The sequence below is a fragment of the Magnetococcales bacterium genome, assembly GCA_015232395.1.
In the GTDB taxonomy this organism is placed as follows: Bacteria; Pseudomonadota; Magnetococcia; order Magnetococcales; family JADFZT01; genus JADFZT01.
In genome coordinates this window covers 17500-41462 of sequence record JADFZT010000039.1, presented here as the reverse complement: position 1 = coordinate 41462, position 23963 = coordinate 17500, and the positions used below count along the sequence as shown (strand labels likewise).

The following is a 23963-nucleotide window of genomic DNA, read 5'->3' as shown; positions in this document are numbered from 1 at the left end:
GGCTCGGGCTCTGGATTTGGATCTGGCTCGGGCTCTGGATCGGGCTCTGGATCGGGATCGGGATCGGGATCTGGATCGGGCTCGGGCTCGGGATCTGGCTCACAAGAAATCAATAAAAGGTGGGAATGAAGATAAGTTCAGTTTATTTCAGACTATTCAGGAGGATGAATCTCTCTATCATCCTATTCTGGAAACAGTTTGTGAGCTGTTGAATTTGACCCCGAAAATCCAGTGGCTGGAAGCATTACGTGTAGGAGTGTTGCCCCAGATTCCAGAGAGAATCACCCTGGTTGATCCTGAAGAATGGGAGCGAATTGTGATCGCCTTTTCTCAGGGAAACCCGACACCATCTGATCATTGGGAAGCGGCTTGCCAGCTCTTCCTGGATGTTTGGTATCGACTGGTTCGGGAAGACGAAGAGGGGCCGCCCTTGTTTGAAAAACTATCTCAACTAACCCGAGACAGCGATCATCCCGGCCTGCAAATCGCCCACTGCATTCGGGATGTCGCTTATGGCCAGGAACAACGGGTTGAGGATTTGAAAGGCATGATCCACTCTCAGGATCCCAAATTTCGGGAAATTTTTGTCGCGGCCTACTGGGTGGATCCGTGAGGTTTTGGATGGATGATCAAGCCAAGCTCAGGGAGCCTTTTTGTGGAGATTGGCGGGTGTTTTGTTTTGTCTGAAATAACAACCAATGGGGGACGATGTGGCTGATTTTAGTGGCTTAAAACAACAAGTAGAAAAAATTTTGGATGAGGGTGGCGAGCAGATGGAAGTGATCGTGCAGATGGCTTCCGATCCCAAGCAGAAGAAAAAACTCCTGGAAGCCGCAGGCACCGCCATCTCCCGGCGGCGGTTTTCCCTCTCTTCCCGGGATCTGCTCCCGGAACCCTTCAAAAAGGTCGCCTCCAAAAAAGTCAAATCCGAAAGCGCCAGCACCGCCACCATCCTGCGCACCGCCGCCAAAAGCGCCGCCCTAACCCTGGCCGCCATCAAAAATTCCGGACTGCAACCCACCAACTCCCTCCTGGAAGCAGGCTTGGTGGCCAAAGCCCTGGAGCGAACCCTGCAACCCCTCACCAAAGGGGGAAAGATACCCAGCCCCCAGCGTTTCTGGTCCTCCCGCGCCATGCCCCTGCGCCTCATGCGCGACGAACTCTCCAGGCTGCCCAAAGAGGTGGAAAACATTCAGGCGATTCACTTGAACCGCCGCCTGAGCGTCCCCAGAATCATGGAGACCAAAGCCCTCGGCATCGAGACCGATTCCATCCTTTCTTCCACCTGGGGGCTGGATCAAATGAACGCCTTGGCCGCCTGGGGTACCTACGGATCCAAGGGTAAAGGGGTCACCATCGGTCTGCTGGATACCGGGGTGGATGCCAGCCATCCGGATCTGAAGGATAAGGTGGCCCACTGGGCGGAGTTTAACTCCATGGGCGAGGAAATTCCCGGCTCCCAACCCCGGGATTCCGACATCCACGGAACCCATTGTGCCGGTACCCTGGTGGGGGGCAACCAATCAGGCCGCTACATCGGCGTCGCCCCAGAAGCCAAACTGGCAGCCGCCCTGGTGCTGGATGGGGAAGTGGGCGGAACCGACGCCCAGGTGCTGGCCGGTATCGACTGGGCCATGGAAAAAGGGGTGGATGTGATCTCCATGTCCCTGGGGGCTCTCGATATGGATCCCGTCACCCCCTCGACCTACACAGAGGCCATGCTTACCTGCCTCCAGGCGGGTATTCCAGTGGTGGCAGCCATCGGCAACGAAGGAGAACAGACCTCGGGGGCACCAGGTAGCGATCCCTTTGTCTTCGCGGTCGGCGCCACCGACCCCCAGGATCGGGTGGCCGGTTTTTCCGGAGGCCGCACCCAGATTATCTACCAGAGCAATTATATCAACCCTGCCGTCCTGCCCCTACCCTACTCCAAGCCGGAGCTGACCGCCCCCGGGGTGAGCGTGCGCTCCAGTGTGCCCGGTGGGGGATACTCTTTTCTGAACGGCACCTCCATGGCCACCCCCCACGTCGCCGGAGCCATCGCCCTGCTCCTCTCCGCCACCACCATCCGTAACAAGGAACATGGCGCAGACCTTGCTTATCTGATCAAGGATCTGATCATGGGTTCGTTGGAGGATATGGGAGAATCAGGCCAGGACCACCGCTACGGCTTCGGTCGGCTGGATATCCTGCGAGCCATCGACTTTGCCCTGGATCGGGGATACTAAAGCGGTTTTTCCTGAAAATAAGACCCGCGCAGTATCTTGAGAGGCGTCATTCCCGCGTAGGCGGGAATCCAGGGAGCCCGGCACGAATGGCTTCCAATCATATATCGCTTTCAGTCTTCCCCAAGCGTCCTGGAGGTTTGAGTTTTTTTGAGCGCAAACGGTAACCTCCCTGGATTCCCGCCTACGCGGGAATGACGAGCCAGAGGGAATGGGGAGTAGACTATCAAACCACATGGGCCGGTCTGCACACCAGCTGATCGGCCCATTCTTAAAAAAATACCACGGGACCATGGCCACCAAAATCGATCCAAAACTCCAAGGGTGGTTCGATGGCAACGGTGAGGCGTTGGAACTCATCGTCGAAGCCGAACTGCCCCGGCGTGAAGTCCAGATGCGGCTGATCTCCGACAGGCACGCCATCCCCATGGGCATAGAAGGCCCCTCCCTGAAGGAGCGTGATCTCCTGCTCCAGGAGTTGGAAGGGTTTATTAAAAACAAACTGAGTCTCAAAGCCAAACGGCTCAAAGCGGCAGGGGCGGTGGTGGTGCTGGCGACAGCAGAGCAAACCCGGGAAATTCTCAAACACCCCCTGGTAAAAATGATCCGCCCCAATCGACAGCTGGGGGGTGGGGGAAATCCCTGAGGGGGTGGGGGGTCAGCGGGAGGCGGAAAAAATCTCTTCCATCAATATCTGGTAAAAATCACACTTCAAACAGACCGCCATCTTGTCGAGTCCCTTGGCTCCGGGAGCATCCAGGCAGATGGTGCCTTCGATGTAGGCGCAGTAGCGACCCCCATTTTTCCCACCAAAGCGACCATTATATTCCGTAGAAGTGCCAGCAATGCATTCGCCCTCTTTGCCACACTTTTTAAATTCCCAACAGTTGATCTTGTGGTGAACCTGCTCGTTGGTGATGGTGGTTTCCAATATCTGGTTCACCTGCTGACCCATGAGTATCCGGCTGATGGGGGAGCTTTCAGCCTGCTGGATCAATTTGGAAACATATTTAAATATCCGCATCCCATCCCGCAGCTGAAAGGCGATGCCGGAGGCATCTTTGCGAATGATGGACCCGTAAGAGACAAACATCTTTTCCCCAACCCGAACCGTCGCACTTCCCTCCAGGTTCTTCTCCAACTTGGCCGGGGCCTCAAAACGAAAATAGCCAGCCGTCGGGGAAAGATCGAAAACCTGCCCGGTAAATTGCCCCAAACCCGAAAAATGGAACGTCACCTCCCCATCACAGTGAATGCGGCTGAAATCCCGCTTTTCAAAATGGGGTTGCGTGGCCGGGGAATCAACATTGACAGTCATGACGGGCTCACTTTGGGCGGATATGAGTAAAACAAAATGGACATGAGTCTTGAATGTTAAAGAAGCTTTAAAAGTTGCACCCTGTTAACATTTATCTACCCATAAGAATATCAATTTGTGCGGCAAGTTCAAGCAAAAGATGGGGGGATAGGGGGGAGATAGGTGAATTTTAAGGTGAAATTTTTTATGGTGCCCAGGAGGGGCTTGGGAAAGAGGAGAAATCAAACCATTACGATTTGTTACGTTGCAGGGGGGTTGTTTTCGGCAGTGCGGGCTGAAAACCTGAGATTCAGGACGCCGCACTGCCGAAAAAAAGCTTCAGCTTCCGGGGATGGCCGCTCGTTTCATCACAATTTCTGCCACTTGATCGGCACAGACTGTGATGGTGTCCTTATCGGTGCGTAGGATGATTTCCGGTTGGCGGGGCTCTTCATAGGGGGAGGAGATGCCGGTAAAATCACGAATCTCTCCAGCCCGGGCTCGGCGATAGAGCCCCTTCACATCCCGGCTTTCGCACACCTCCAGGGAACATTTGCAATACACCTCCACAAAATCACCGGGTTCCACCAGATTGCGTACCCGCTGCCGGTCGTTGCGGAAAGGGGAGATAAAGGCGGCCAGCACGATCAGCCCCCCATCCACACACAGCTTGGCCACCTCACCAATGCGGCGGATGTTTTCCTGACGGTCGTGGTGGGAAAAACCGAGATCTGAACAGAGACCGTGGCGAATGTTATCCCCATCCAGAGTAAAAGTGCGCATCCCTTTTTGGTGCAGGCGCTCCTCTACCGCATGAATCATGGTGGATTTGCCGGAACCCGAAAGGCCGGTAAACCAGAGAATCATGGATTGGTGACCATTTAACTTTTCCCGGTGATCCCGGGTAATGGTCTCTTGGTGCCAGACGGTATTGGAGCTTTTTTCAGTCATGTTTCTTATCCTTCCTGATAATAGGATCGTTTGCGGAGGCACGAACGGCACCATCATGGGTTCCGGCCATCTCCTCCGAGGCAAATTTTATCTGGAATGGCGCTGGTCAGGGGCATCCTACCCCTGGCCGATTTCCAAGCAAGCCCCCCTCCCTGGCGGCGGTGTGGTCTGATTTTCTACATCTCTTCCTGTTGGGCGTGGAGCAGCAGCTCTCTGAGCTTGCGCACCAGCACCGAAAGGGGGAGTAGATCATGGAGATTTTGCTCCCGCAATTGATTGAGCAGCTCCTGGTATTCCTCGTTTTCAGAGTTGACTTCCCGCAGATAGTTGTCGAAGGCTTCAGCGACCGATTCGTTTTGGCGCTTGAAGGTGATGATGCCCTTCACCAGCCGGGTGCGTACCTCCCACAGCTCCTTGCGGACGTTTTCCAGGTTCATCCGTCCCCATTTATCCCGCAGCCGCACCATTTGCAGGCTCTCCTCCACCCAGGAGATCCCAAAATAGTCATCCACCCGCATATAGAGATGCCCCACCGGCTCAAACCGGGTGTGCAGCGCCTCCTTGATGTGGAGAATGGTCATGGTGTCCTTGAGATAGGGAATCAGGACAATTTCCGTGGCCAGGGATTGGGGAAAACCCTGTTCCAGTAAATTTTCACGCTGCTTGGAAAGCTGGGCAAAACGGCCCTCTGACAAGAGTTGGGGCAGGGAATCCCAGAGGGTGGAGCGGAAATTGGAGATCACCTTGCCGTAAAGGTTGATCACATCCACCGTGATGCGGTCGTGATCCAGGTGGCTCAACATCCAGCTGGAAAGATGCAGCAGGACCGTTTCCATCTCCGAAAGAACCCGATATTTCACCTCTGCCAACACCGCCGGCCCCAACTTTTGCACCCGTTTGCGAAATTTGGAAGCCTCCACCAACGTTTCGGCAATCAGATAGGCCTTGATCAGCATGGGCAGGGGGTTCAACTCCACCCGACTGTGACGGACCTTGTTGTAGACCGCCAAAAGAGGCCCCACCCCGGTTTGATTGATCACCCGGTTGGTGACACCGGTGGCGATGATCTCCCGCTTCAAAAAATGATCCGTCAGGTGGTTGCCAAACTCCCGGGAGACCGTGGTGGGAAAATAGTCGGAGAGAAAGCGGTCGCAGTAAAAAAGATCCACCACATCCGAGGCCAAAAGCTGGTTGTAGGTCAAGAGCTTGGTGTATCCCAGCATGATGGCGAGCAGGGGTCTCGGCAAGCCCCCCTCTTCTTCCAACTGTTTGCTCAAGGTTTCCCGATCAGGGATATCCTCGCTGACAAAATCAAGCCCGGCCTTCTCCTCAAGGGTTTCCAACGCTTCCAGATAGATTTCCGGGTTTTGGGCTGAATGGATGACATCCCGGCTGATCGCCTGATGCTGCATGTGATTATCCTCAAGCACCCGGTCGGCGACCTCTTCCGAAAGTTTGGCTAAAAGAGCGTTGCGGGACTCCAGGGAGGGAATTTCACCGATCTGGAGCAGGTGGTTGAACAGAATCTTGAGGTTGACCTCATGGTCGGAAAGATCCACACCGCCGGAGTTGTCCACCGCATCGGTGTTGACCCGGGCGGCCTGGCGTTGATGGTGCTTTTGGGAAACCTCCAGGCGGCCTTTTTGGGTGATCCCCAGATTGCCCCCCTCGCCAATGATGAGCGCCCGTAAATCATCGGCGTTGACCCGCACGTTGTCGTTGGATTTGTCGGAAACCTCCAGATGGGTCTCCCCGGCGGCCTTGATGTAGGTGCCGATGCCGCCGTTGAAGAGCAGATCCACCCGGGCGGTGAGCAGATGCCGAATGAGCTCTTCCCCGGAAAGATGGTTGGCCTTGGTTCCCAATAGTTTGCCCAGACGATCATTGATGGGCACGGTTTTCGCCGTCCGCTCGAAAACACCCCCCCCCTCAGAGATCAGTTCAGGATCATAATCGGTCCAGGAGGAGCGGGCTTTTTGGAAGAGCCGCTCCCGTTCCACATAAGAGGCCTCGGGGTCGGGATCGGGATCGAGAAAAATATGTCGATGGTTGAAGGCTCCCAGGAGCTTGATCTGTCGGGAGGCGAGCATGCCGTTGCCAAAGACATCCCCGGACATATCGCCAATGGCCACCACCGTGAAAGGGGTTTTTTCGATATCCCGGCCCATCTCGTGAAAGTGCAGGCGGATGCACTCCCACGCGCCCCGGGCGGTGATGCCCACTTTTTTGTGGTCGTAGCCGTTGGAGCCCCCGGAAGCAAAAGCATCGCCCAGCCAAAAGTTATACTCCTCCTGGGCGATCTGGTTGGCCAGGTCCGAAAAGGTGGCCGTCCCCTTGTCCGCCGCTACCACCAGATAGGGATCCTCATCGTCGTGAATGACGGTATCCGCCGGGTGCACCACCGCACCATCCACCCAGTTGTCGGTAATATCAAGCATCCCCCGGATGAGGGTTTTATACTGTTCGGCCACCCAGGCCTTGCGTTCAGCAGGGGGCTGTTGGCGCAGCTGGGGTACCACAAAACCCCCTTTGGCCCCCACCGGAACGATGATGGAATTTTTGACCATCTGGGTTTTCATCAACCCCAGCACCTCGGTGCGGAAATCCTCATCCCGGTCGGAATGGCGGATTCCCCCCCGGGAAACCTTGCCCCCCCGCAGGTGGATCCCCTCCATATGACGGCCAATGACAAAGATGGCCCGCCAGGGACGGGGGGTCTGCATGCAGTAGACCTTTTGGCAATCGACCTTGAAGGAGAGGGCGTGGGGGTGTTCCTGCTGGAAATAGTTGGTCCGCAGGCAGGATTCGACAATATTGTAAATCCCCCGGAGCACTTGATCGTCCTGGAGATTGACCACTTCGGTCAGGGCCTGCTCAAACCCCTTGCGGAGCTTGGCTTCGGTTTTGATGCGCCCTTTTTGTCCGGGATCGAAGCGCACCAGAAAGGCTTCCAGCAGCAGCCGGGTAATGTGATGGTGATGGGTGAGAACCCGGTTGACCTGGGAAAGCGCCCGCTTGGGATCCACCTGGAGCAGATATTGGCGCAGACCCCGTACCAAAAAAACCTCCTTGGGGGTCATGCCCTGGAGCAGCACCAGGCGGTTGAGTTCATCGTCGGAGAGGCGATCCAGATGAATCGCCTCCAGTGCTGCACAAAAGAGATCGGAACTGGCGGTGAGCAGTTGGCGTTCCTTGGTGCTGCCCCCCACCTCAAAACGCTGGATGGTGATGGTTTCATCCCCCACCACCACCCGGGTGGAGAGTTCATGCAGGCAGGTGATGCCAAAATGGCTGAAGGTGCCGATGATGCCGGTCAGATCCAGGGGGGATTTGTTGTATAGCTTGATGAAAACCCCATCGTTGGGCTCTTCGACGATGCGGGATTCAAAACATTTTTCCCCTCTCAACTCTTCCAACACCCGAATGTCTGCCGCAGCCTCCTCCGGGGGGGTGGCCTCCTTGAAAATCTGTTGGAAGGCGGTGGCATAGCGGTTGTGGCGGTGGAGGGCGGTGGTGGGGGGGAGGGTGGCAGCCAGTTCGTCCCGGAGTTTATCCTCCCAGGTCATCACCAGACGCCGCACCCGGGCTTCCATGGCCCCGTGGTCAAAGGTGAGGGGCTTGCCTGGATCGTGGTTGGCATAACAGACGATAAAAAAGAGGGTTCCGGTTTCCGAAACGGTAATGGAGGAGACCGGATAGTCCAGATGTCCCGACAGCAGGGCGGCCACTTCCTCTTCCAGGTGGGCGTGGTAGCGGTTGCGGGAAAGGGCCGTCAAAATAGAGACATAGTTGCCGTGGTGGCCCAGACGGGCATTGACCCGGACATCTATATCCCCTTGAATATTGAGAATTTCCTGGATCCACCGGGTGATCACCTCCGGCTCCGAATAGAACAGCTCCCGCAGGGGCATGCGGTCGTAGAGGGAACGAAATTCGTGGTGGAGATAGGTGCCTTGGCTGTAGCCTGAAAGGGCCAGGGTGTTGTGTAGCTGATCGGAGAGAAGCGGAATGGTGGAGGCGCGATTGGCCAGGGCTGTGCGGGAAAAACGGCCCAGGACCAGCATCACCTCCCAGCTGTTTTTCTTTTTGCCCGGACCATGCACCGCAAAAAAATCGACCCCTTCCGAGGCGTAGATGATCGATTGGCCGTGCTGGCAATATTCGATGGAGAGCCGTTCACTGCTGTGGCACTCTTCCAGGGAGTGGAGGATGGTGTGAATTTCATCGAGCATGCCGGGCATGATGCGATCCAGGAGGGGCTCGGTCTTGGGGCCACGGAAGATGCCCAGAGGCTCCTTGCCGGGGCTGGGAATCAGCTTTCCCCCTTCGATGGACAGGTTTTGAACCCCCATGAAGACAAAATTGTCGTTGACGATCCAACGTAAAAACTGTCCCTCCCTGGGGCGTTGGTCCTGTTCCAGTAATTCCGCCTGATTGACCACCGTTTGACACATGCCGGCAAAATCATCCACCGAGCGTTTGACCGAAGTGAGCACCGCCTTGAGATCTTCCCGCAGCTTACGTAAGGCACTTCCCCCCGGATCCACTTCGGTGAGAATCACCAGGATCATTTCCCGTTGGAAACCCTCCTTGCCGGGGTCGTTTTCCACCAGGTTTTTGAGTACCCCTTCGTCATCTCTTTGAGTGGTGAAGGTGGTGTGGATCCGGACGTGAAGGGTCAGACGGCTCTGCTTGAGATAGTTGCCCAGGGTTTCCAAAATGAAGGGGGTGTCCAGCAGGTGGACCACGATGCGGGTCTCATCCAGCTGTTGCGTTTCTTCCGACGGTTTGTCGGACTCCTGGGAAGGGGTTCCACGGGTGACCTGTACCTTGACCCCTTCTTTTTCGTCCTCCAGGGGCTTGCGGAAGAATCGGTACAGCTCAAGCAAGCCTGAAACGGTGTTGAGGGAGGTGGGCAGGGGAACCCGGGTAGCCAAAAAATCTGCGGTAACTCGCCGGAGAAAGAGCGCCAGACCGGGGCGTTCCTTTTCAGGAACCCGTTTGCAGGCGGCTGTCATCAGGGTATCGATTTCGGGAAGGGTCCCCGGAGCGTCGGCAGTGGCCATGGGACTTGCTTTCTCAGGTTGATTTAATGTTGTGAGTGACTGTTACGTCCCTATCAGGGGAGGGAGGACGTTCAAGCAGGGATTGGCTGCCACCGAATGACGGGTGGAGCCGGGGGGTGCGTGGGGTGGGGTGGGCCACAGACGCGGCCCACCCCGCAATCCAAACTCAGGCTCAGGCACTCTTGTGATCTGCAAGGATGACGGCCATCTTGTCTTTGAGAAAAAGTTTTTCCTTTTTCATGCGTTCGACATGAAAATCATTGGTGCCTGCACTACGAATTTCGGCGATCCTCTTTTTGAGGTCACTATGTTGTTCGTGGAGTGTTCTGAAGGTTTCATTGCTGGACAACAACTCATCGACGGCTTGTTGCTGGTCCTCGAACATACATACCTCCTTTTTGCGGAATGAAACGATACGGGTAACCTAAACCAAATCAATCAACCGGCGGGGTCGGATGGCATGGAGCCTTCCCGGCCGAGTACGATGGCATGACGCGCCAACTGGTCTGCCATTTCATTTTCCGGGTGGCCTGCGTGGCCTTTAACCCAGGACCATGTTACATCATGTTGCTTGGAAATCGAATCCAATCTTTGCCAGAGATCGGAATTTTTCACAGCGCCTCCGCTGGACTTGCGCCAGTTGCGTTTTTTCCACTGGTGAATCCACTGGGTGATACCATTTTTAACATAGGTGGAGTCGGTGGTCACCTCAACGCTGCAAGGCCGGGTGAGGGACTCCAGGGCGTGGATGACAGCCAGCATTTCCATGCGGTTGTTGGTGGTTTTGGTGGCAAATCCGGAGAGTTCTTTTTGGTGTTTGCCATAGCGTAGCAGAGCCCCCCAGCCACCAGGGCCGGGATTGCCGCTACAGGCACCATCGGTATGAATTTCCACTGTTTGACCCTTCCGTTGGGGGGAAGGGGAGACGGATAATGGTTCGATGGGGTCGTCAGAAGTCATGCGTTAGCGGTTTCCGGAGTTATGCTCGCCAGGGGCCTTGGATTGGTTTTGAAACGGGCGTTCATTATCATGTGGCCCTCCTGATAAATGATGACACCATGAAACTTTTAGATTCCAATGGATCCCTTGTCAAGTCAAGCGGATTCGACATTAACTGGATTTTGGCCTGATTCGGGGTTGACCGGTCTTCGAGTCCGGCTGGCAGGTGACCACCAACTGAGAGGCTGTTTGGTGTTGGTGGCCCAGTTATATTGATGACGCTTATATTGATGACGCATTGTGTGTAGGTGATCGGGTTATATCGGTGACCGGCTCTATTTTAGGAAAGCGCCCATGGCCAAGAAGGTGCAGGATCAATCCAAGCGGGACAAGTCGGACCGCAGAGAGGTCAAGAAGGCTTTGCGGGTCAGTGAGGCCCGCTACAAGGCGGTGGTGGAGGATCAGACCGATCTGGTGTGTCGTTATCGGCCTGACGGGGTGCTGGCCTTTGTCAACAGCGCTTTTTGCCACCATTATCGTCAACCCGATGCGGCGTTGCTGGGGCGCTCTTTTTTTTCTCTGCTCCCCGGAGAGGATGGCCTGAAACTGCGAAAATCCCTCAACCGACTCACCCCTGAATCTCCGGTGCTGACTCGGGAATCCCAGGGGTTTCTCCCCGGGGGGGAGCGGTGTTGGCAGCAGTGGAGTGATCGGGCGATATTTACCTCCAAAGGGCGTCTTCTGGAATATCAATCGGTGGGGCGGGACATTACCGAACTCAAACGGGTGGAAGGGGCCTTGCGCCAAGCCAATGAGGAGATGGAAAACCGGGTGATGGAACGCACCCGGGAGGTGTTGTCGGCCAACCGGGAACTCTCCCGGGAGATCGAGGAGCGCCGTCGGGCCGAAGAGGCGCTGCTCGGCTCCCAGGAAAAACTGCGTGCCCTCCTTGATCACTCCCCCTACGTCATCCTCACCATTGATCCCAAAGGGGGGTTGCTGTTTATGAACCGCTCCCTGGAGGAGTTGACTGAATGGGGGATTTTTGATGCCCGGACCAAAGCCCTTTTTCCGGGTCGCCTGCGGGGCTGTTTTCAACGGGGGTTTTCCCGGGTTTTTGAGGAGGGGGGGGAGGATCGCTTTCACTATTCAACGGGTCGGGCCGCCTGGTGGGAAGTGCGCATGGTGCCCATCCACGGCCAGGGTGACGAGGTCACCGCTGCCATGGTGATTGCCGCTGATGAGACCGAAAAGCGGGTTCTCTGGGCCCAGTCGGTCCGCCATGCCCGCCTGGCCACCATCGGTGTCTTGGCCGCAGGGGTTGCCCATGAGATCAACAATCCCAACAATGCGATCCTTTTCAACGCGGGCCTTTTCGTCAAGGCGTGGGCGGATATTGAGCCCATTCTCAAGGAGTTTCAGGAGGAAAATGGGGCCATTTCCATCGCTGGATTTAATTTTGAAGAGGCGATGACCACCTTTCCCCAGCTCCTTTCAGGGGTGGGGGATAATGCCCGACGCATCAAAAATATTGTCGGCAACCTCAAACACATGGCCAAGCAGGATGCCGGGGAGCTGAACCAGGAAGTGGATCTCCACGAAGCGGTACGGGCTGCGGCGATGATTTTGCAAAATCGCATCCGCAAACATACCGATCATTGGACAGTGCGTTTTATGGACGGTCATCCCAAAATTCGGGGCAACTCCCAACAGCTGGAGCAGGTGTTTATCAATATCATGTTAAACGCCTTGCAGTCCCTACCGGATCGCTCTTCCCGGGTGACGGTCTCCACGGTCAGGGAAGGGGGGCGTGAGGGGGAAGAGGCGGGTGGGTCTGTGCTGGTGATTGTGGAAGATGAAGGCCACGGCATCGATTCCGAACATCTCCCCCATCTGACCGAACCTTTCTATACCACCCGCACCGAAACCGGCGGCACGGGGTTGGGGCTTTCCATCTCCAACGCCATCATCCAAAAACATCGGGGAGAAATTTATTTCGAGTCCCAACCCGGAGAGGGGAGCCGGGTGACGGTCAGGCTTCCGGTGGGGGATCCTGTTTGATTCGACAGGCTTTGTAGAGATTATTTTCATGATTTATAGTTTGCATTTGATTGTTGAATCATGAGGAGGGAAGAGGGAAAAATGGCTCAAACACCCGCTGCAAACCTGCCGGTGGTGCTGGTTGATGACGACCCAACGGTTCTATTGAGCACCCGTTCCTTGCTGCGAAGTGCAGGTATTCGCAATGTGCACACTCTGGAAGACAGTCGGGAGCTGATGCCGTTTCTGCAGGAAAAGGAAGCGGCGGTGATTGTGCTTGATCTTTTCATGCCCCACCTGCCTGGTTTGCAGCTGTTGCCGTTGGTTGTTGAAGCCTATCCGGAAATTCCGGTGATCGTCATGACTGCCGCCCACGAGGTGGAGACTGCTGTTGCCTGCATGAAGGATGGCGCTTTCGATTATCTGGTCAAACCGGTGGAGGAGAGCCGTTTTCTTTCCTGTCTCAACAAGGCGATGGAGATGCGTGCTTTGCGCCAGCAGGTGGGGGCGCTTAAGCGTTATCTTCTTTCGGATCGTCTGGAGCATGGCGACGCCTTTGCCGCGATCATCACCAAAAGCCGTAAGATGCGGGCGCTCTTTCAATATATGGAGTCCATTGCGGGCACCTGTGAGACCATCCTTATCACGGGTGAGACCGGGGTGGGTAAGGAGCTGATTTCCGAGGCGGTCCATCGGCTGAGTGGTCGGGGGGGGAAGCTGGTCTCTCTCAATGTGGCCGGTCTTGATGATGTGATGTTTTCCGATACGCTTTTTGGTCACCGCAAGGGGGCTTTTACCGGGGCGGAGTCGCCACGGGAAGGGCTTATTACCCAGGCGGCTGGGGGGACGCTGTTTTTGGATGAAATTGGTGATTTGGGGCCGGGGGCTCAGGTAAAGCTTTTGCGTCTGCTCCAGGATCATAAATATTATCCTCTGGGCTCTGACGTTCCCCGGGCCAGCGACGCTTGTATTCTTTGTGCCACCAACCGCAATTTACCGGAGTTGATGCATCAGGGGCGGTTTCGTTCTGATCTTTACTATCGTCTGGGGGTGCATCAGATTGAAGTTCCTCCGTTGCGGGAGCGGCGGGAGGATATTCCGGCTTTGGTGGGTCACTATCTGGAGGAGGCGGCCCGTTCCATGGACAAGTCTCCACCCACCCCGCCCCCGGAGCTTTTCATGCTGTTTGACAGCTACCATTTTCCTGGCAATATCAGGGAGTTGCGTTCTCTCATCTACGATGCGGTTGCTCGGCACAAATCGGGCATTCTTTCCACCAAAACTTTCCGCAAGGTGATGACGCCCAAGGCTGGGGAGCTTCCTTTGGGAGAAAATTTGCCGGTTTCTGGAAGGAGTGAAGAGCTTCTTACTTTTCCCGGGCGTTTTCCTACTTTGAAGGAGTCGGAAAATGTATTGATTCGGGAGGCTTTGAAGCGTTCCAACGACAATCAGGGGATAGCTGCTGGATTGTTGGGTATTTCCCGCCAAGCTTTGAATCAGCGTTTGCGCAAGAAAAAAACCAGCCCTGGCTGACAATTTACAAACCGACTTTGTTTTTACTGTTAGGGGTGAAGGGGGATTATCCCCCTTCCGGGTGTGGGCAGAGCCCACGGTTTGTCTTTTGATTTTATCTTTTGATTTTATCTTTTGATTTTCCATATCCAGCGGGTTTGGGGCGCAGCCCCAAGGTCTTGCTTTATTTTTTTCAAACCCCGCCAATCGATCTCCTGATCCACCTGCCACCATTTCATATCTCCAAATCGATCTCCTGATTCACCTGCCACCATTTCATATCTCCCAATAGGCCAAAGAACATCTGCAAATGGGTGCAACTTTTCTTGCGGGTGCAATTTTTTGGACATCTTCTGCAACTGGCTGTTAATCAATCATAAACACGTGATCTGTCAACTTCTCTTTCAATCCTTGGCAGGGCGTGGAAGGATTGGGTTTTTCGTCTGTATCCATATGAAAACAAATGGAAAAAGCATGTTTTTAGCGGTTGGCCCATTTTGTGCGGACAGTTGTTGGCGTAAGGGGGCGTTGTCTCTTTACGTCTAAAAACAGGCAGCAGGTGAGCAGGCAGGGTTTTTTGATATCAGTAGCTTCAACAGGCAGCAGGTGAGCAGGCAGGGTGTTTTAAATATCTATTTTGAAGTTGGACGGGGGCTGGGGTGTCGATAATGGGTCAGTGAGTTGGGGTGGGGGGGCAGGTGTTTAAAAACGAAAAAATAATGGATAGCGGGACCAGGGGGTATTCCTGGACCGATGGTGTGGAGACTCGGGAGTTGGGTACTCGGCACAGGTCTGTGGGGTACGAATCAGTTGAAATGAAAACCAAAAAGCTGCGCAAGGTGTTGGGAAGATTGTGGATTGATATCAAGGGATATGCACCGGAAGTGGAAATGGAAGTATTGGTGACCGACGGCAAGGATGTGGAGATCGGTCACTTTGATCAGGAGGGGGTGTTCAGGAACAGAGTGGCCTTGGGTAAAGGGATGGAAAATCCCAGCCATTGGTTGCCGGTTCCCAGAATGCCGGAATGAAGTTTTTGTAAACGTGATGGACTCATCCAGACAGGGGAAGTCGATCAGCCGGTGGAGTAGGGCTGGGATGAGCCATCACGGATCAGAGGGGTATCATAGCCGTTGCCTACCAAACAAACGCTGCAAATCGGGTTTGGATTGGGGGCGCACAGGTTGAAAGGAATCACATGAATGTCTTGCCTTTGAGGGGAAAACAGGCGTTGAAGGTGCCTCCGGGCTTTTCCAAGGGGGTCGTTGAGAGTGATGTATTGTCGCTTTTGCAGGAGTTGGATTTTTTGCTCTTGATCCTGGAACAGGCCCCCGATGATCAGGATTTGACGGAACGGGCCTGCCGGGCCATGCAGGGGCTTGGCCAAATGGTTGGCCGCCATGGTTTCCATGAGGCGGAAGAGTTGGCCGGGGAAGTGGCGCGGGTTTTGGAACCGGCCTGCCAGGGGTTGCGACAGCTTGATGCCAGAAGCGTTCGGCTCGCGTTGGCAGCCTTAAGTCAGATTCACGCCATTCTCGATCCTTCCATGGATCAGAATGGTGAAAATACCAAGCGGATCGTTCAGGGGCTCCTTATGGAGTGGTGAGCCTGATCTGAAAGGTGGATGAATGATTGGGAGCCGTTTTAAGTGCGGCTCTTTTTTTTTGAACGGTTTGGAATCTCAGGGTTTTCCAGGGTTTGGAAGTTTATAGTCATTCCAATCAAAAACTGGACATATTCCGTTACCCTTTTGCTGTCATTCCCGCGAAAGCGGGAATCCAGGATGTCTGGCACGAACCTTCCCAAACCTTCTGTAACTTTCTGCAAAGTTACGGGCTTTCAGAGGATTTGATTTTTTCTTAAGGGCCATTTGGACCTCCCTGGATCCCCGCTTTCGCGGGGATGACGAGTCAGGGAAGAGTATCCAATTTTGAGATAGAACTGCTCTATTCCAGGTGCTGGGCAAAATGTTGCAGCAATCCCCGGGTCGAGGGGTCGTGATGGGAGAGATCGGCCCCGCCGTTGTTCGCTACCAAGCTCCCCTCATTGAGAATTTTTTCAGCCAGCTGCTTGCCTAGTTCAACCCCCCACTGATCAAAGCTGTTGATCCGCCAGATGATTCCCTGAACAAACACCTTCATCTCATAAAGGGCGATCAGAGCCCCCAGATTGCGCGGGGTGAGCTGGTCGATGAGCAGGGTGGTGGAGGGCCGATTGCCTCGGAAGGTGCGATGGGGGAGGAGGGGAGCGATCTCCTTGGGGGACATCTCCCGGGCCAGGAGATCCTTTTTGACCTCCTTGGGATTGCGACCCAGCATCAAGGCCTGACTCTGGGCAAAAAAGTGGGCCATCAGCTCCCCATGTGACTCCGAAGCTTCCTCCAGAGGCTCCACAAAGCCGATAAAGTCAGCTGGCACCAGGAATTTGCCCTGGTGGAGCAGCTGAAAAAAGGAGTGCTGATTCAAGGTGCCGCTCTCCCCCCAGACGACGGGACCGGTCTGATAGCGGACCCGCTCGCCGTTGAGGTCAATGGACTTGCCGTTGGATTCCATATCCAGCTGCTGCACAAAGGCCGGAAAGGCACCCAGGGCGTGGCTGTAGGGGAGGATGGCCTGGGTCTGGGTGTTGAAAAAATTGCGGTACCAGATACCGATCATGGCCATGAGCACCGGAATATTTTCTTCCAGGGGGGCCTCCTGGAAGTGGCGGTCCATCTCGTGGGCCCCTTGCAGCAGCTCTTCGAAATGGTCAAAACCGATGCGGCAGGCGACACACAGACCGATGGCCGAGGCCCAGGAGTAGCGCCCTCCAACCCATTCCCAGAGGGGGAAAACCCGCTCCGGATCGATACCCCACTCCCGGGCGCGTTCCACTTGGGCGGTTACTCCGGCAAAATGGTGACCGGTCTTTTCCCCCAGGCTCTTTTCCGCCCACTCCCAGGCAGAGCGGGCATTGGTCAGGGTTTCGGTGGTGGTGAAGGATTTGGAGGAGACGATGAAAAGGGTCTCCTGGGGATTGAGTTCCTCAACGGTTTCTTTGAAGGCGGTGGGATCGATGTTGGCCAAAAAGCGCACTGCTATTCCTTTGCCCCGCTTGGGTTGGCCATAGGAATGGAGCGCCCGGGTGATCATCTCCGGACCCAGATGGGAGCCACCGATGCCGATATTGACCACCGTGCGAAAACGCTTGCCGCTGCTCCCCTTGAGCTTGCCGGTGCGCACACCTTCAGCAAAAGCTTTCATCCGGTCCAGGGTGGCCGTCACTTCCGGCATCACATCCTGATCCTTCGGACCCATGGGCGAATCAGAGCGATTGCGTAGGGCCGGATGGAGTGCCGGGCGTTTTTCAGTCCAGTTGATGGCCGCCCCCTGGAACATCAGGTCCCGGGCTTTTTCCACCCCGGCGCGCTTGGCCAGATCCAGCAGCAGGGAGAGGGTTTTGTTGTTCAGGCGGTTTTTGGAAAAATCCACCAAAAATCCGGGGAAGGAACGGGAAAAACGGCTGAACCGTTCCGGATCCTTGTCAAAGAGATCCCGCAGATGGATATCCCGGATTTTATCGTAATGGTTTTCAAGGGCGATCCACTCTGCGGTTTTTTGCAGCGGTTTGCCGGTTTGCTCCATCTTCCGGAGTGCTTTTTTACCCTGTTTCATGATGATCGCCTTGAAGGGAGTGGTCTGATTGATTGAAGAGCCTGTTACAGCCGATTTTGGCCCCTTGCTCCTGCCTGTTCATGAACGCAGCAGGGGGCTGTTTTGTCAAGCAAAAAAGCGGGTTTAAGCCTTTTGTGGCCTGGTTTCATTCATCCCTGGCAGCTGTTTATCCAACAGGAGAGAATCGATCCACCCAAAAGGGGCTCAGGCGGATAGATCAAGGGCGGCTGACAGGAGCCTCCGGGTGTAGGGGTGTTGGGGGGAGTCGAACAGCTCCCGGGTGGGGCCGTGCTCCACCACTTGACCGTTGTGCATCACCAGTACCTCATGGGAGAGCGCCCGGATCACCCTGAGATCATGGGAGATGAAGAGATAGGCCAGGTGATGGCTTTTTTGCAGGTTGCCCAGCAAGGTCAATATTTGGGCCTGGACCGAGAGATCCAGGGCGCTGGTGGGTTCGTCCAGCACCAGCAGTTCCGGTTCCAACACCATGGCCCGGGCAATGGCGATGCGCTGGCGCTGCCCCCCGGAAAATTGATGGGGATAGCGCTCCCCAATCTCCCCGGAGAGTCCCACCTCGGTCAATATCCGGTCGATGCGCAGGTTTCGGGCTTCCAGGTTCGGTTCCAAGCCATGCACCAGCAGCCCCTCTTCCATGATTTCCCGAATGGTAAGCCGGGGGGAGAGGGAGGAAAAAGGATCCTGGAAGACCACCTGAATGCGCCGACGCAGGGCACGCAGAGCCCCCCGTTTGACGGTGATGAGATCCTGCCGGTCAAACAGCAGCTCCCCTTGGCTGTCGTTCAGACGCAGAAGGGCTTCACCCAGGGTGGTTTTGCCGCTGCCCGACTCTCCCACCACCCCGACGGTCTCTCCCCGGCGCAAGGTGAGGCTCACCCCATCGACCGCTTTGATGTGACCGACGGTGCGTTTGAACAATCCCTTTTTGATGGGAAAATGGCAGCGCACATTCCGGGCTTGATAGAGGGGGGTGCTCTTCTGGGGCCGCTCCGGTGGGTTGGCGTTGGGAAGGCTTGAGAGGAGCATTTGGGTGTAGGGGTGCTGGGGATGATCGAAGACCGTTTGGGTCGCCCCGCTCTCCACCACCTCCCCCAGCCGCATCACCGCCACCCGATCCGCCACATGGCGCACCATGGGCAGGTCGTGGGTGATCAGCAGCATGGCCATGCCCAGCTCCTGCTGGAGTTTTTTCAGCAGGGTCAATATTTGTGCCTGGATGGTGACATCAAGAGCCGTGGTGGGTTCATCGGCAATCAGGAGCTTGGGGCGGCAGGCCAGGGCCATGGCGATCATCACCCGCTGCCGCTGTCCCCCGGAGAGTTGATGGGGAAAGCTGTCCAGGCGGCTTTCGGGATCCGGAATACCGGTCATCTCCAGTAACCCCACCGCCCGTTGCCGAAGCTCTTTCGATGCCAGTCCCTGATGCAGAGTGAGGGGTTCTGCCAGCTGTCGGAAAATGGGATAGACCGGATTCAGCGCGGTCATGGGCTCCTGGAACACCATGGCGATGTCGTTGCCCCGGAGCCGGCGGAGCCCCTCCTCATCCAAATCAGCGATATTTCGGTTGTCGAATTGGATGGAACGGGCGGTGATCTTGGCCGAGGGGGGCAGGAGTCTCAGCAGGGAGAGAGCGGCGACGGTCTTGCCGCTTCCCGATTCCCCCACCACCGCCAGGGTCTCTCCCGGAGTCAGCTGCAGAGAAATGCCCTTCACTGCTGCGACTGTTTCCAGTTCGGTGTGAAAGGTGACGGAGAGATCCCTTACGTCGAGGAGAAGGGGCATGCTGATTCTCTATTCCTTCCTGGGGTCCAAGGCATCCCGCAGGGCTTCGCCGATAAAATTGAGCAGCAGCAGCATCACCACCAGCACCACAAAGGTGGAGAGAGAGAGCCACCACGCTTCGATGTTGGCCTTGCCCTGGCGGAGCAGCTCTCCCAGGCTAGGGGTGGAGGGAGGCACGCCCAGGCCCAAAAAATCGAGGCTGGTGAGTGCTAAGATCGCCCCTGAGATGCGAAACGGCAGAAAAGTGATCACCGGGGTCATGGCGTTGGGGAGCAGGTGTCGAAACATGATGGTGCGATCCCCCACACCCATCGCCCGGGCCGCTTTGACGTAGATTTGGTTACGGGCACGTAAAAATTCAGCTCTAACGTAATCTGCCAGTCCCATCCAACCGAACAATGAGAGTAGAATGATCAGCAGCAAGACGCTGGGGTTGAAGATACCGGCAAAGATGATCAGCAGATAAAGCTCCGGCATCGATCCCCAAATTTCGATAAAGCGTTGGAGAAAAAGATCGGTGCGGCCACCAAAATAGCCCTGTACCGCCCCGGCCACGATACCCATGGCGACGCCGATGATGGTCAGGCCCAAGGCAAAGAGCACCGACAGGCGAAAGCCGTAGATCAATCGGGCCAACACATCCCGGGCGCGGTCGTCGGTACCGAGATAATTTTGTCCATCAGGGGCGGAAGGGGCGGGCTGGCTGAGTTCGGTGTTGATGGTATCAAAACTATGGGGGTTCAGGGGAAAGATCAGCCAGTTTTCTCCAGCGTTGAGGATCTCTGTCAGATAGGGATCCTTATAATCCGCCTCGGTTTCGAAGTCCCCACCAAAGGTGGTCTCGGGATAGGTATTCCATAAAGGAAAATAAAAGGTTCCTTGGAAGTGAACCAGCAGGGGTTTATCGTTGGAAATGAGTTCAGCGCCCAGGGAAAGTCCGAACAGGGCGACGAAAAGCCACAGGGAGAGGTAGCCGCGTCGATGGGCTTTGAATCGACGCCACCGGCGGCGGATCAGGGGGGATGGTTTCCAGAGTTTCATACCGGTGCAGGTTAAGCCAATTCCCTCCCTTGCGGCAACCGGTTTGGGTTATAAAATATCGGTTTGCGTTCTATTTATTCCAAGTGGGTATTTTGATAGAGGTCGGTTGGCGCCAGATTGGCCAGATTGCGCCAGATTGGCCAGATTACGCCAGATCGGCCAGGTTGGTGCCATATTCGGCTCATGTCATGATGGGAAATGGGCTTTATGACGGGGCACTTCATTAAAATCGTGGTTCAGTCCGGGGGGGACGCCGGGAAGCACATCATATGATCGACCTTTTTCTCGAATCCTTCGTAGCGATCGCCCTCATGGCCACCCTGGGCTTTCTGCTCCCCATGAGCTGGCGTTCCGGGCTTAAGGAGCAGCCGGGTTGGTATCTGATCCTGGCGGGCTTTGCCTTCCTCTGTCTGGGGCGGATTTTTGATGTCCTCGACGAATTTGCTTTTTTTCAGCCCTTCGAAATTTTGGAAGAGATTCTGGGTAACTTTCCGGGATTTGTCTGTCTGGCGTTGGGACTGCTGAAATGGGTTCCGGCGGTGGTCCGCAATCGGGAGATGGAGGAGACCCTGCGCCGCTCCAATCTGGACCTGGCCAAGCGGGTGAACGACGCCACCCGGGAGCTGCGGGAATCCTTGGCCAAGCAGGAGCGCCTGCTCTTCGCCCTCAACCAGCACGCCATCGTCTCCATTTCCGATGCAAAAGGTCGCATCGTCTACATCAACGACAAGTTTCAGGAAGTGAGCCAATACAGTCTGGACGATATCCTCGGCAAGGATCACCGGGTGCTCAATTCCGGGCGTCACTCCCAGGCCTATTTTGACAAGCTTTGGCGCACGGTGCTGGGGGGGGAGGTGTGGCACGGCAGCTTCAGCAACCGCCGCAAGGATGGTGGCCTCTACTGGCAGGAATCCACCATCGTCCCCTTCCTGGATGAGTCGGGCAAACCCTATCAGTTTATCACTATCCAGACCGACATTTCCCGGCGCAAGGAGGCGGAGGAAGAGCTGATTCGCCAACAAAATCAGCTGGAAGAGACCGTCCGTCAGCGCACCCGGGATCTGGCTGTGGCCCGGGATGATGCCCTGGCCGCCAACCAGGCCAAAAGCGCTTTTCTGGCCACCATGAGCCACGAAATCCGCACCCCCCTGAATGTCGTTCTCGGCATGATGGAACTCCTCCAGGAGGCCCCCCTGGAACCCCGTTTTCGGGAATATCTACAGCTTGCCTTCAGCTCCGGCAAGCGGCTGTTGGTGCTCATCAACGACATTCTCGACTGGTCCCGGATCGAGGCGGGGCAGCTCTCCCTGGATATCGTCGATTTTGATCTCCGGGAGCTTCTGGACGAAGTGGCCATGACTTTGGCCCCCATGGCCCACGCCAAGGGGGTGGAGCTGACGGTTTTTGTGCCCACCGAGCTGCCTCTGAACCTGCGGGGGGATCCCAACCGCATGGCCCAGGTCTTTACCAACCTCATCGGCAACGCCATCAAGTTTACCCCCGAGGGGGGGGTGGTGGAGCTTTATGGTGGGCCGGTGTGTCGTTTGGAGCGGGGGAAGGAGTTTCTCTTTGAGGTGCGCGATACCGGCCCGGGCATCCCCCAGGCTCAACAGGACACCATTTTTGAGCGTTTTACCCAGGTGGACAACAGCGCCACCCGGGAGTTTGGTGGTACGGGGCTGGGGCTCTCCATCTGTCGCCATCTGGTGACAATGATGGGGGGAGAGATCGGCGTGGACGACAACCCCTATACCGACTCGGGCAGCTGCTTCTATTTTACCGTCCAGCTGGAGGAGCAAATATCGGTCCCCGGACCCGATCAGACCGCGCTCAGGGGGATGCGGGTGATGGTGGTGGCCAGCACCGGATTGCAGCTGGCCCTCCTGCAAAATTTTCTCTCCGCCAAGGGCACCCGTTTCGGCCATGTGGAAGAGCCCGGTACCGCCTGGAGTGTTCTCCAGGAAGCGGTCAATGCCGGGCGTCCCTATCATATGGTGATCTTCAACCTGCGACCCGGAGAGGAGGGGAGCCTGGATCTTTCCCGGTTGCGGGATTTTTCCGACGAGCACACCCGCTTCATTCTTCTGACGGATCGACTGGACCGGGGTTGGGATCAGGCTGCCGGACTGCCCGGTTCGGCCATCTGTCTGCAAAAGCCCTTCAGCGTCGATCAGCTCTATGCGGCCATGGTTCAGGCGCGACCTGGTGGTGAGACGTTTCTGGCGATTGGGGAGTCATCCACCGCCCCATCATCCACCAGCACCCCGGCCAAGCTCCCGGATGAATCTTCAGGCAAATCCAAGGGTAAATCCAAGGGCAAATCCAAAGGTAAGTCCAAGGGCAAATCCAAAGATAAACCCCCGACCCGGGAGGCGCCCAAACTTTCGGGAGCAGTGGCGACGGCGACGACTGCGGCGACCACACCAGGGAGCGAGGCGCCCCGTCCCTGGGCTCAAGCCTGCATCCTGCTGGTGGATGATCAGACCGCCAACCTCAAGGTAGCCCGGGGCATGCTGGTCAGACTGGGGTGTAGTGCGGAGCTGGTGGAGACCGCTACCGATGGTCTGCTCGCCATGGAAGCGAGTCAGCAGCGGGATTTCGATCTGATATTCATGGATTGCCAGATGCCGGTGATGGATGGCATCCAGGCCACCCGCGCCATCCGGGAGTGGGAGTTGGCCCAGGGGTTGGCGCCGGTGCCGGTGGTGGCCTTTACGGCGGATATCACCGAGGCGGGCCGCAACGCCTGTGCGTGTGCCGGAATGAACGCCTTTTTGGCCAAGCCCGTCACCATGGCCAATCTCCTGGCCATGTTGGAGCGGTTTTTTCCCACCGCTTCCGGCCTTAAAGAGCCTCTGGCTCTTCCCGACACCTCCTCTCTTACTTCGGCTGACCCCTCTGCCCCCGCCCCCTTGAATCTGGTCGTCGCCCTGGAAACCATGGGGCTCCCCAAGGAAAACCATCTGGAGGTGGTCGGGGTGATTCATGATCAGCTTCCCGATCTGATGAACAGCCTGGAGCAGGATCTCACTGTCCGGGATCAGGGCACCGCCCGGGCCAAGGCCCATGTGCTCAAAGGGAGCATGGCCAACGTGCTCTTTCCCCAGCTCAAGGAACCCGCCCGCCAGCTCCACCGCTCGATTCGGGCGACGGATTGGTCCGCAGCCGACAACGCTTTGGCCCAGCTTCGGGAGATCTATGCCCCCATTGATGAATCCCTGGTGGCTTTTTTGAAAGAGCACACTGGTTGAGTTTCTCCGCAAAGGTTCGGGTGTCGGGATGTTTTTTGAAGTTGGGGATGTTCAAAAGAGGTTGTCAGCCGACCCATAACCAGTAAAAATGAATTTATGGGTTGCGTGAAAAAATCATTTTGGTTTGGGGAATCGATACATGGAGATGGTGGCGCGTATTCATGAAGCTGGCTGGAGGAGTGGGG

The 23963-nt window shown here is 56.2% G+C and carries 17 protein-coding genes; 8 read left to right on the top strand and 9 right to left on the bottom strand.

Translation table 11 applies throughout. The features are described 5' to 3' along the window. The 3 genes from HQL52_11940 to HQL52_11930 all read left to right on the top strand — a co-directional run. On the top strand, positions 1–613 hold a 613-nt coding region (locus HQL52_11940), incomplete at its 5' end, for a hypothetical protein (protein ID MBF0370157.1). 97 nt (positions 614–710) lie between these two features. After that, positions 711–2228 (top strand): S8 family serine peptidase, encoded by a 1518-nt coding sequence (locus tag HQL52_11935; protein MBF0370156.1) that lies wholly within the window; start codon positions 711–713, stop codon positions 2226–2228. 289 nt (positions 2229–2517) lie between these two features. Next, entirely contained in the window at positions 2518–2871 is a 354-nt protein-coding gene (locus HQL52_11930; protein ID MBF0370155.1) for a hypothetical protein, read from the top strand. A 12-nt stretch (positions 2872–2883) separates the two neighbouring features. Here the strand turns inward: HQL52_11930 and HQL52_11925 are convergent, their stop codons facing one another. The 5 genes from HQL52_11925 to rnhA all read right to left on the bottom strand — a co-directional run bounded on the left by HQL52_11925 (position 2884) and on the right by rnhA (position 10499). Then, the gene (locus tag HQL52_11925; GenBank protein MBF0370154.1) at positions 2884–3543 is read right to left on the bottom strand and encodes a hypothetical protein; all 660 of its coding nucleotides are present in this window, start codon (positions 3541–3543) and stop codon (positions 2884–2886) included. A gap of 318 nt (positions 3544–3861) precedes the next feature. Beyond that, a complete protein-coding gene (cysC, locus tag HQL52_11920; GenBank protein MBF0370153.1) occupies positions 3862–4473 on the bottom strand; it encodes an adenylyl-sulfate kinase in 612 nt (203 codons plus the stop codon). 176 nt (positions 4474–4649) lie between these two features. Next, positions 4650–9539: an NAD-glutamate dehydrogenase gene (locus HQL52_11915; GenBank protein ID MBF0370152.1), complete on the bottom strand. Its 4890-nt coding sequence runs from the start codon at positions 9537–9539 to the stop codon at positions 4650–4652. 172 nt (positions 9540–9711) lie between these two features. Beyond that, positions 9712–9924 carry a YdcH family protein gene (locus HQL52_11910; protein MBF0370151.1) on the bottom strand — a complete coding sequence of 71 codons (213 nt, stop codon included), beginning with the start codon at positions 9922–9924 and terminating at the stop codon, positions 9712–9714. Between the two features lie 53 nt (positions 9925–9977). Further along, positions 9978–10499, bottom strand: coding sequence for a ribonuclease HI (gene rnhA, locus HQL52_11905; GenBank protein MBF0370150.1), 522 nt, complete (start codon positions 10497–10499; stop codon positions 9978–9980). Positions 10500–10832: 333 nt separating this feature from the next. Between rnhA and HQL52_11900 the strand changes: the two genes are divergently transcribed. Together HQL52_11900 and HQL52_11895 are read left to right on the top strand one after the other, a co-directional pair. Then, the gene (locus tag HQL52_11900) at positions 10833–12539 is read left to right on the top strand and encodes a PAS domain S-box protein (protein MBF0370149.1); all 1707 of its coding nucleotides are present in this window, start codon (positions 10833–10835) and stop codon (positions 12537–12539) included. An 81-nt stretch (positions 12540–12620) separates the two neighbouring features. Further along, entirely contained in the window at positions 12621–14051 is a 1431-nt protein-coding gene (locus HQL52_11895) for a sigma-54-dependent Fis family transcriptional regulator (protein ID MBF0370148.1), read from the top strand. Between the two features lie 107 nt (positions 14052–14158). Here HQL52_11895 and HQL52_11890 read toward each other — a convergent pair whose 3' ends face one another. Beyond that, positions 14159–14380 carry a hypothetical protein gene (locus tag HQL52_11890; GenBank protein MBF0370147.1) on the bottom strand — a complete coding sequence of 74 codons (222 nt, stop codon included), beginning with the start codon at positions 14378–14380 and terminating at the stop codon, positions 14159–14161. A gap of 465 nt (positions 14381–14845) precedes the next feature. Here HQL52_11890 and HQL52_11885 point away from each other — a divergent pair, with 465 nt between their 5' ends. Both HQL52_11885 and HQL52_11880 read left to right on the top strand, forming a co-directional pair. Then, positions 14846–15061, top strand: coding sequence for a hypothetical protein (locus HQL52_11885; protein MBF0370146.1), 216 nt, complete (start codon positions 14846–14848; stop codon positions 15059–15061). A gap of 167 nt (positions 15062–15228) precedes the next feature. Further along, a complete protein-coding gene (locus HQL52_11880) occupies positions 15229–15636 on the top strand; it encodes a hypothetical protein (protein MBF0370145.1) in 408 nt (135 codons plus the stop codon). A 340-nt stretch (positions 15637–15976) separates the two neighbouring features. Here HQL52_11880 and pgi read toward each other — a convergent pair whose 3' ends face one another. The 3 genes from pgi to HQL52_11865 form a co-directional block, all read right to left on the bottom strand. Beyond that, positions 15977–17653, bottom strand: a complete 1677-nt coding sequence (gene pgi, locus HQL52_11875) for a glucose-6-phosphate isomerase (protein MBF0370144.1) — start codon at positions 17651–17653, stop codon at positions 15977–15979. A 234-nt stretch (positions 17654–17887) separates the two neighbouring features. Further along, entirely contained in the window at positions 17888–19486 is a 1599-nt protein-coding gene (locus HQL52_11870) for an ABC transporter ATP-binding protein (GenBank protein MBF0370143.1), read from the bottom strand. A gap of 9 nt (positions 19487–19495) precedes the next feature. Continuing rightward, positions 19496–20527, bottom strand: a complete 1032-nt coding sequence (locus HQL52_11865; GenBank protein MBF0370142.1) for an ABC transporter permease — start codon at positions 20525–20527, stop codon at positions 19496–19498. A gap of 269 nt (positions 20528–20796) precedes the next feature. On the opposite strand from HQL52_11865, the gene HQL52_11860 reads away from it, so the two are divergent. After that, complete coding sequence (locus HQL52_11860; protein ID MBF0370141.1) at positions 20797–23778, top strand: response regulator; 2982 nt, start codon at positions 20797–20799, stop codon at positions 23776–23778. The last annotated feature ends 185 nt before the right edge of the window (positions 23779–23963 follow it).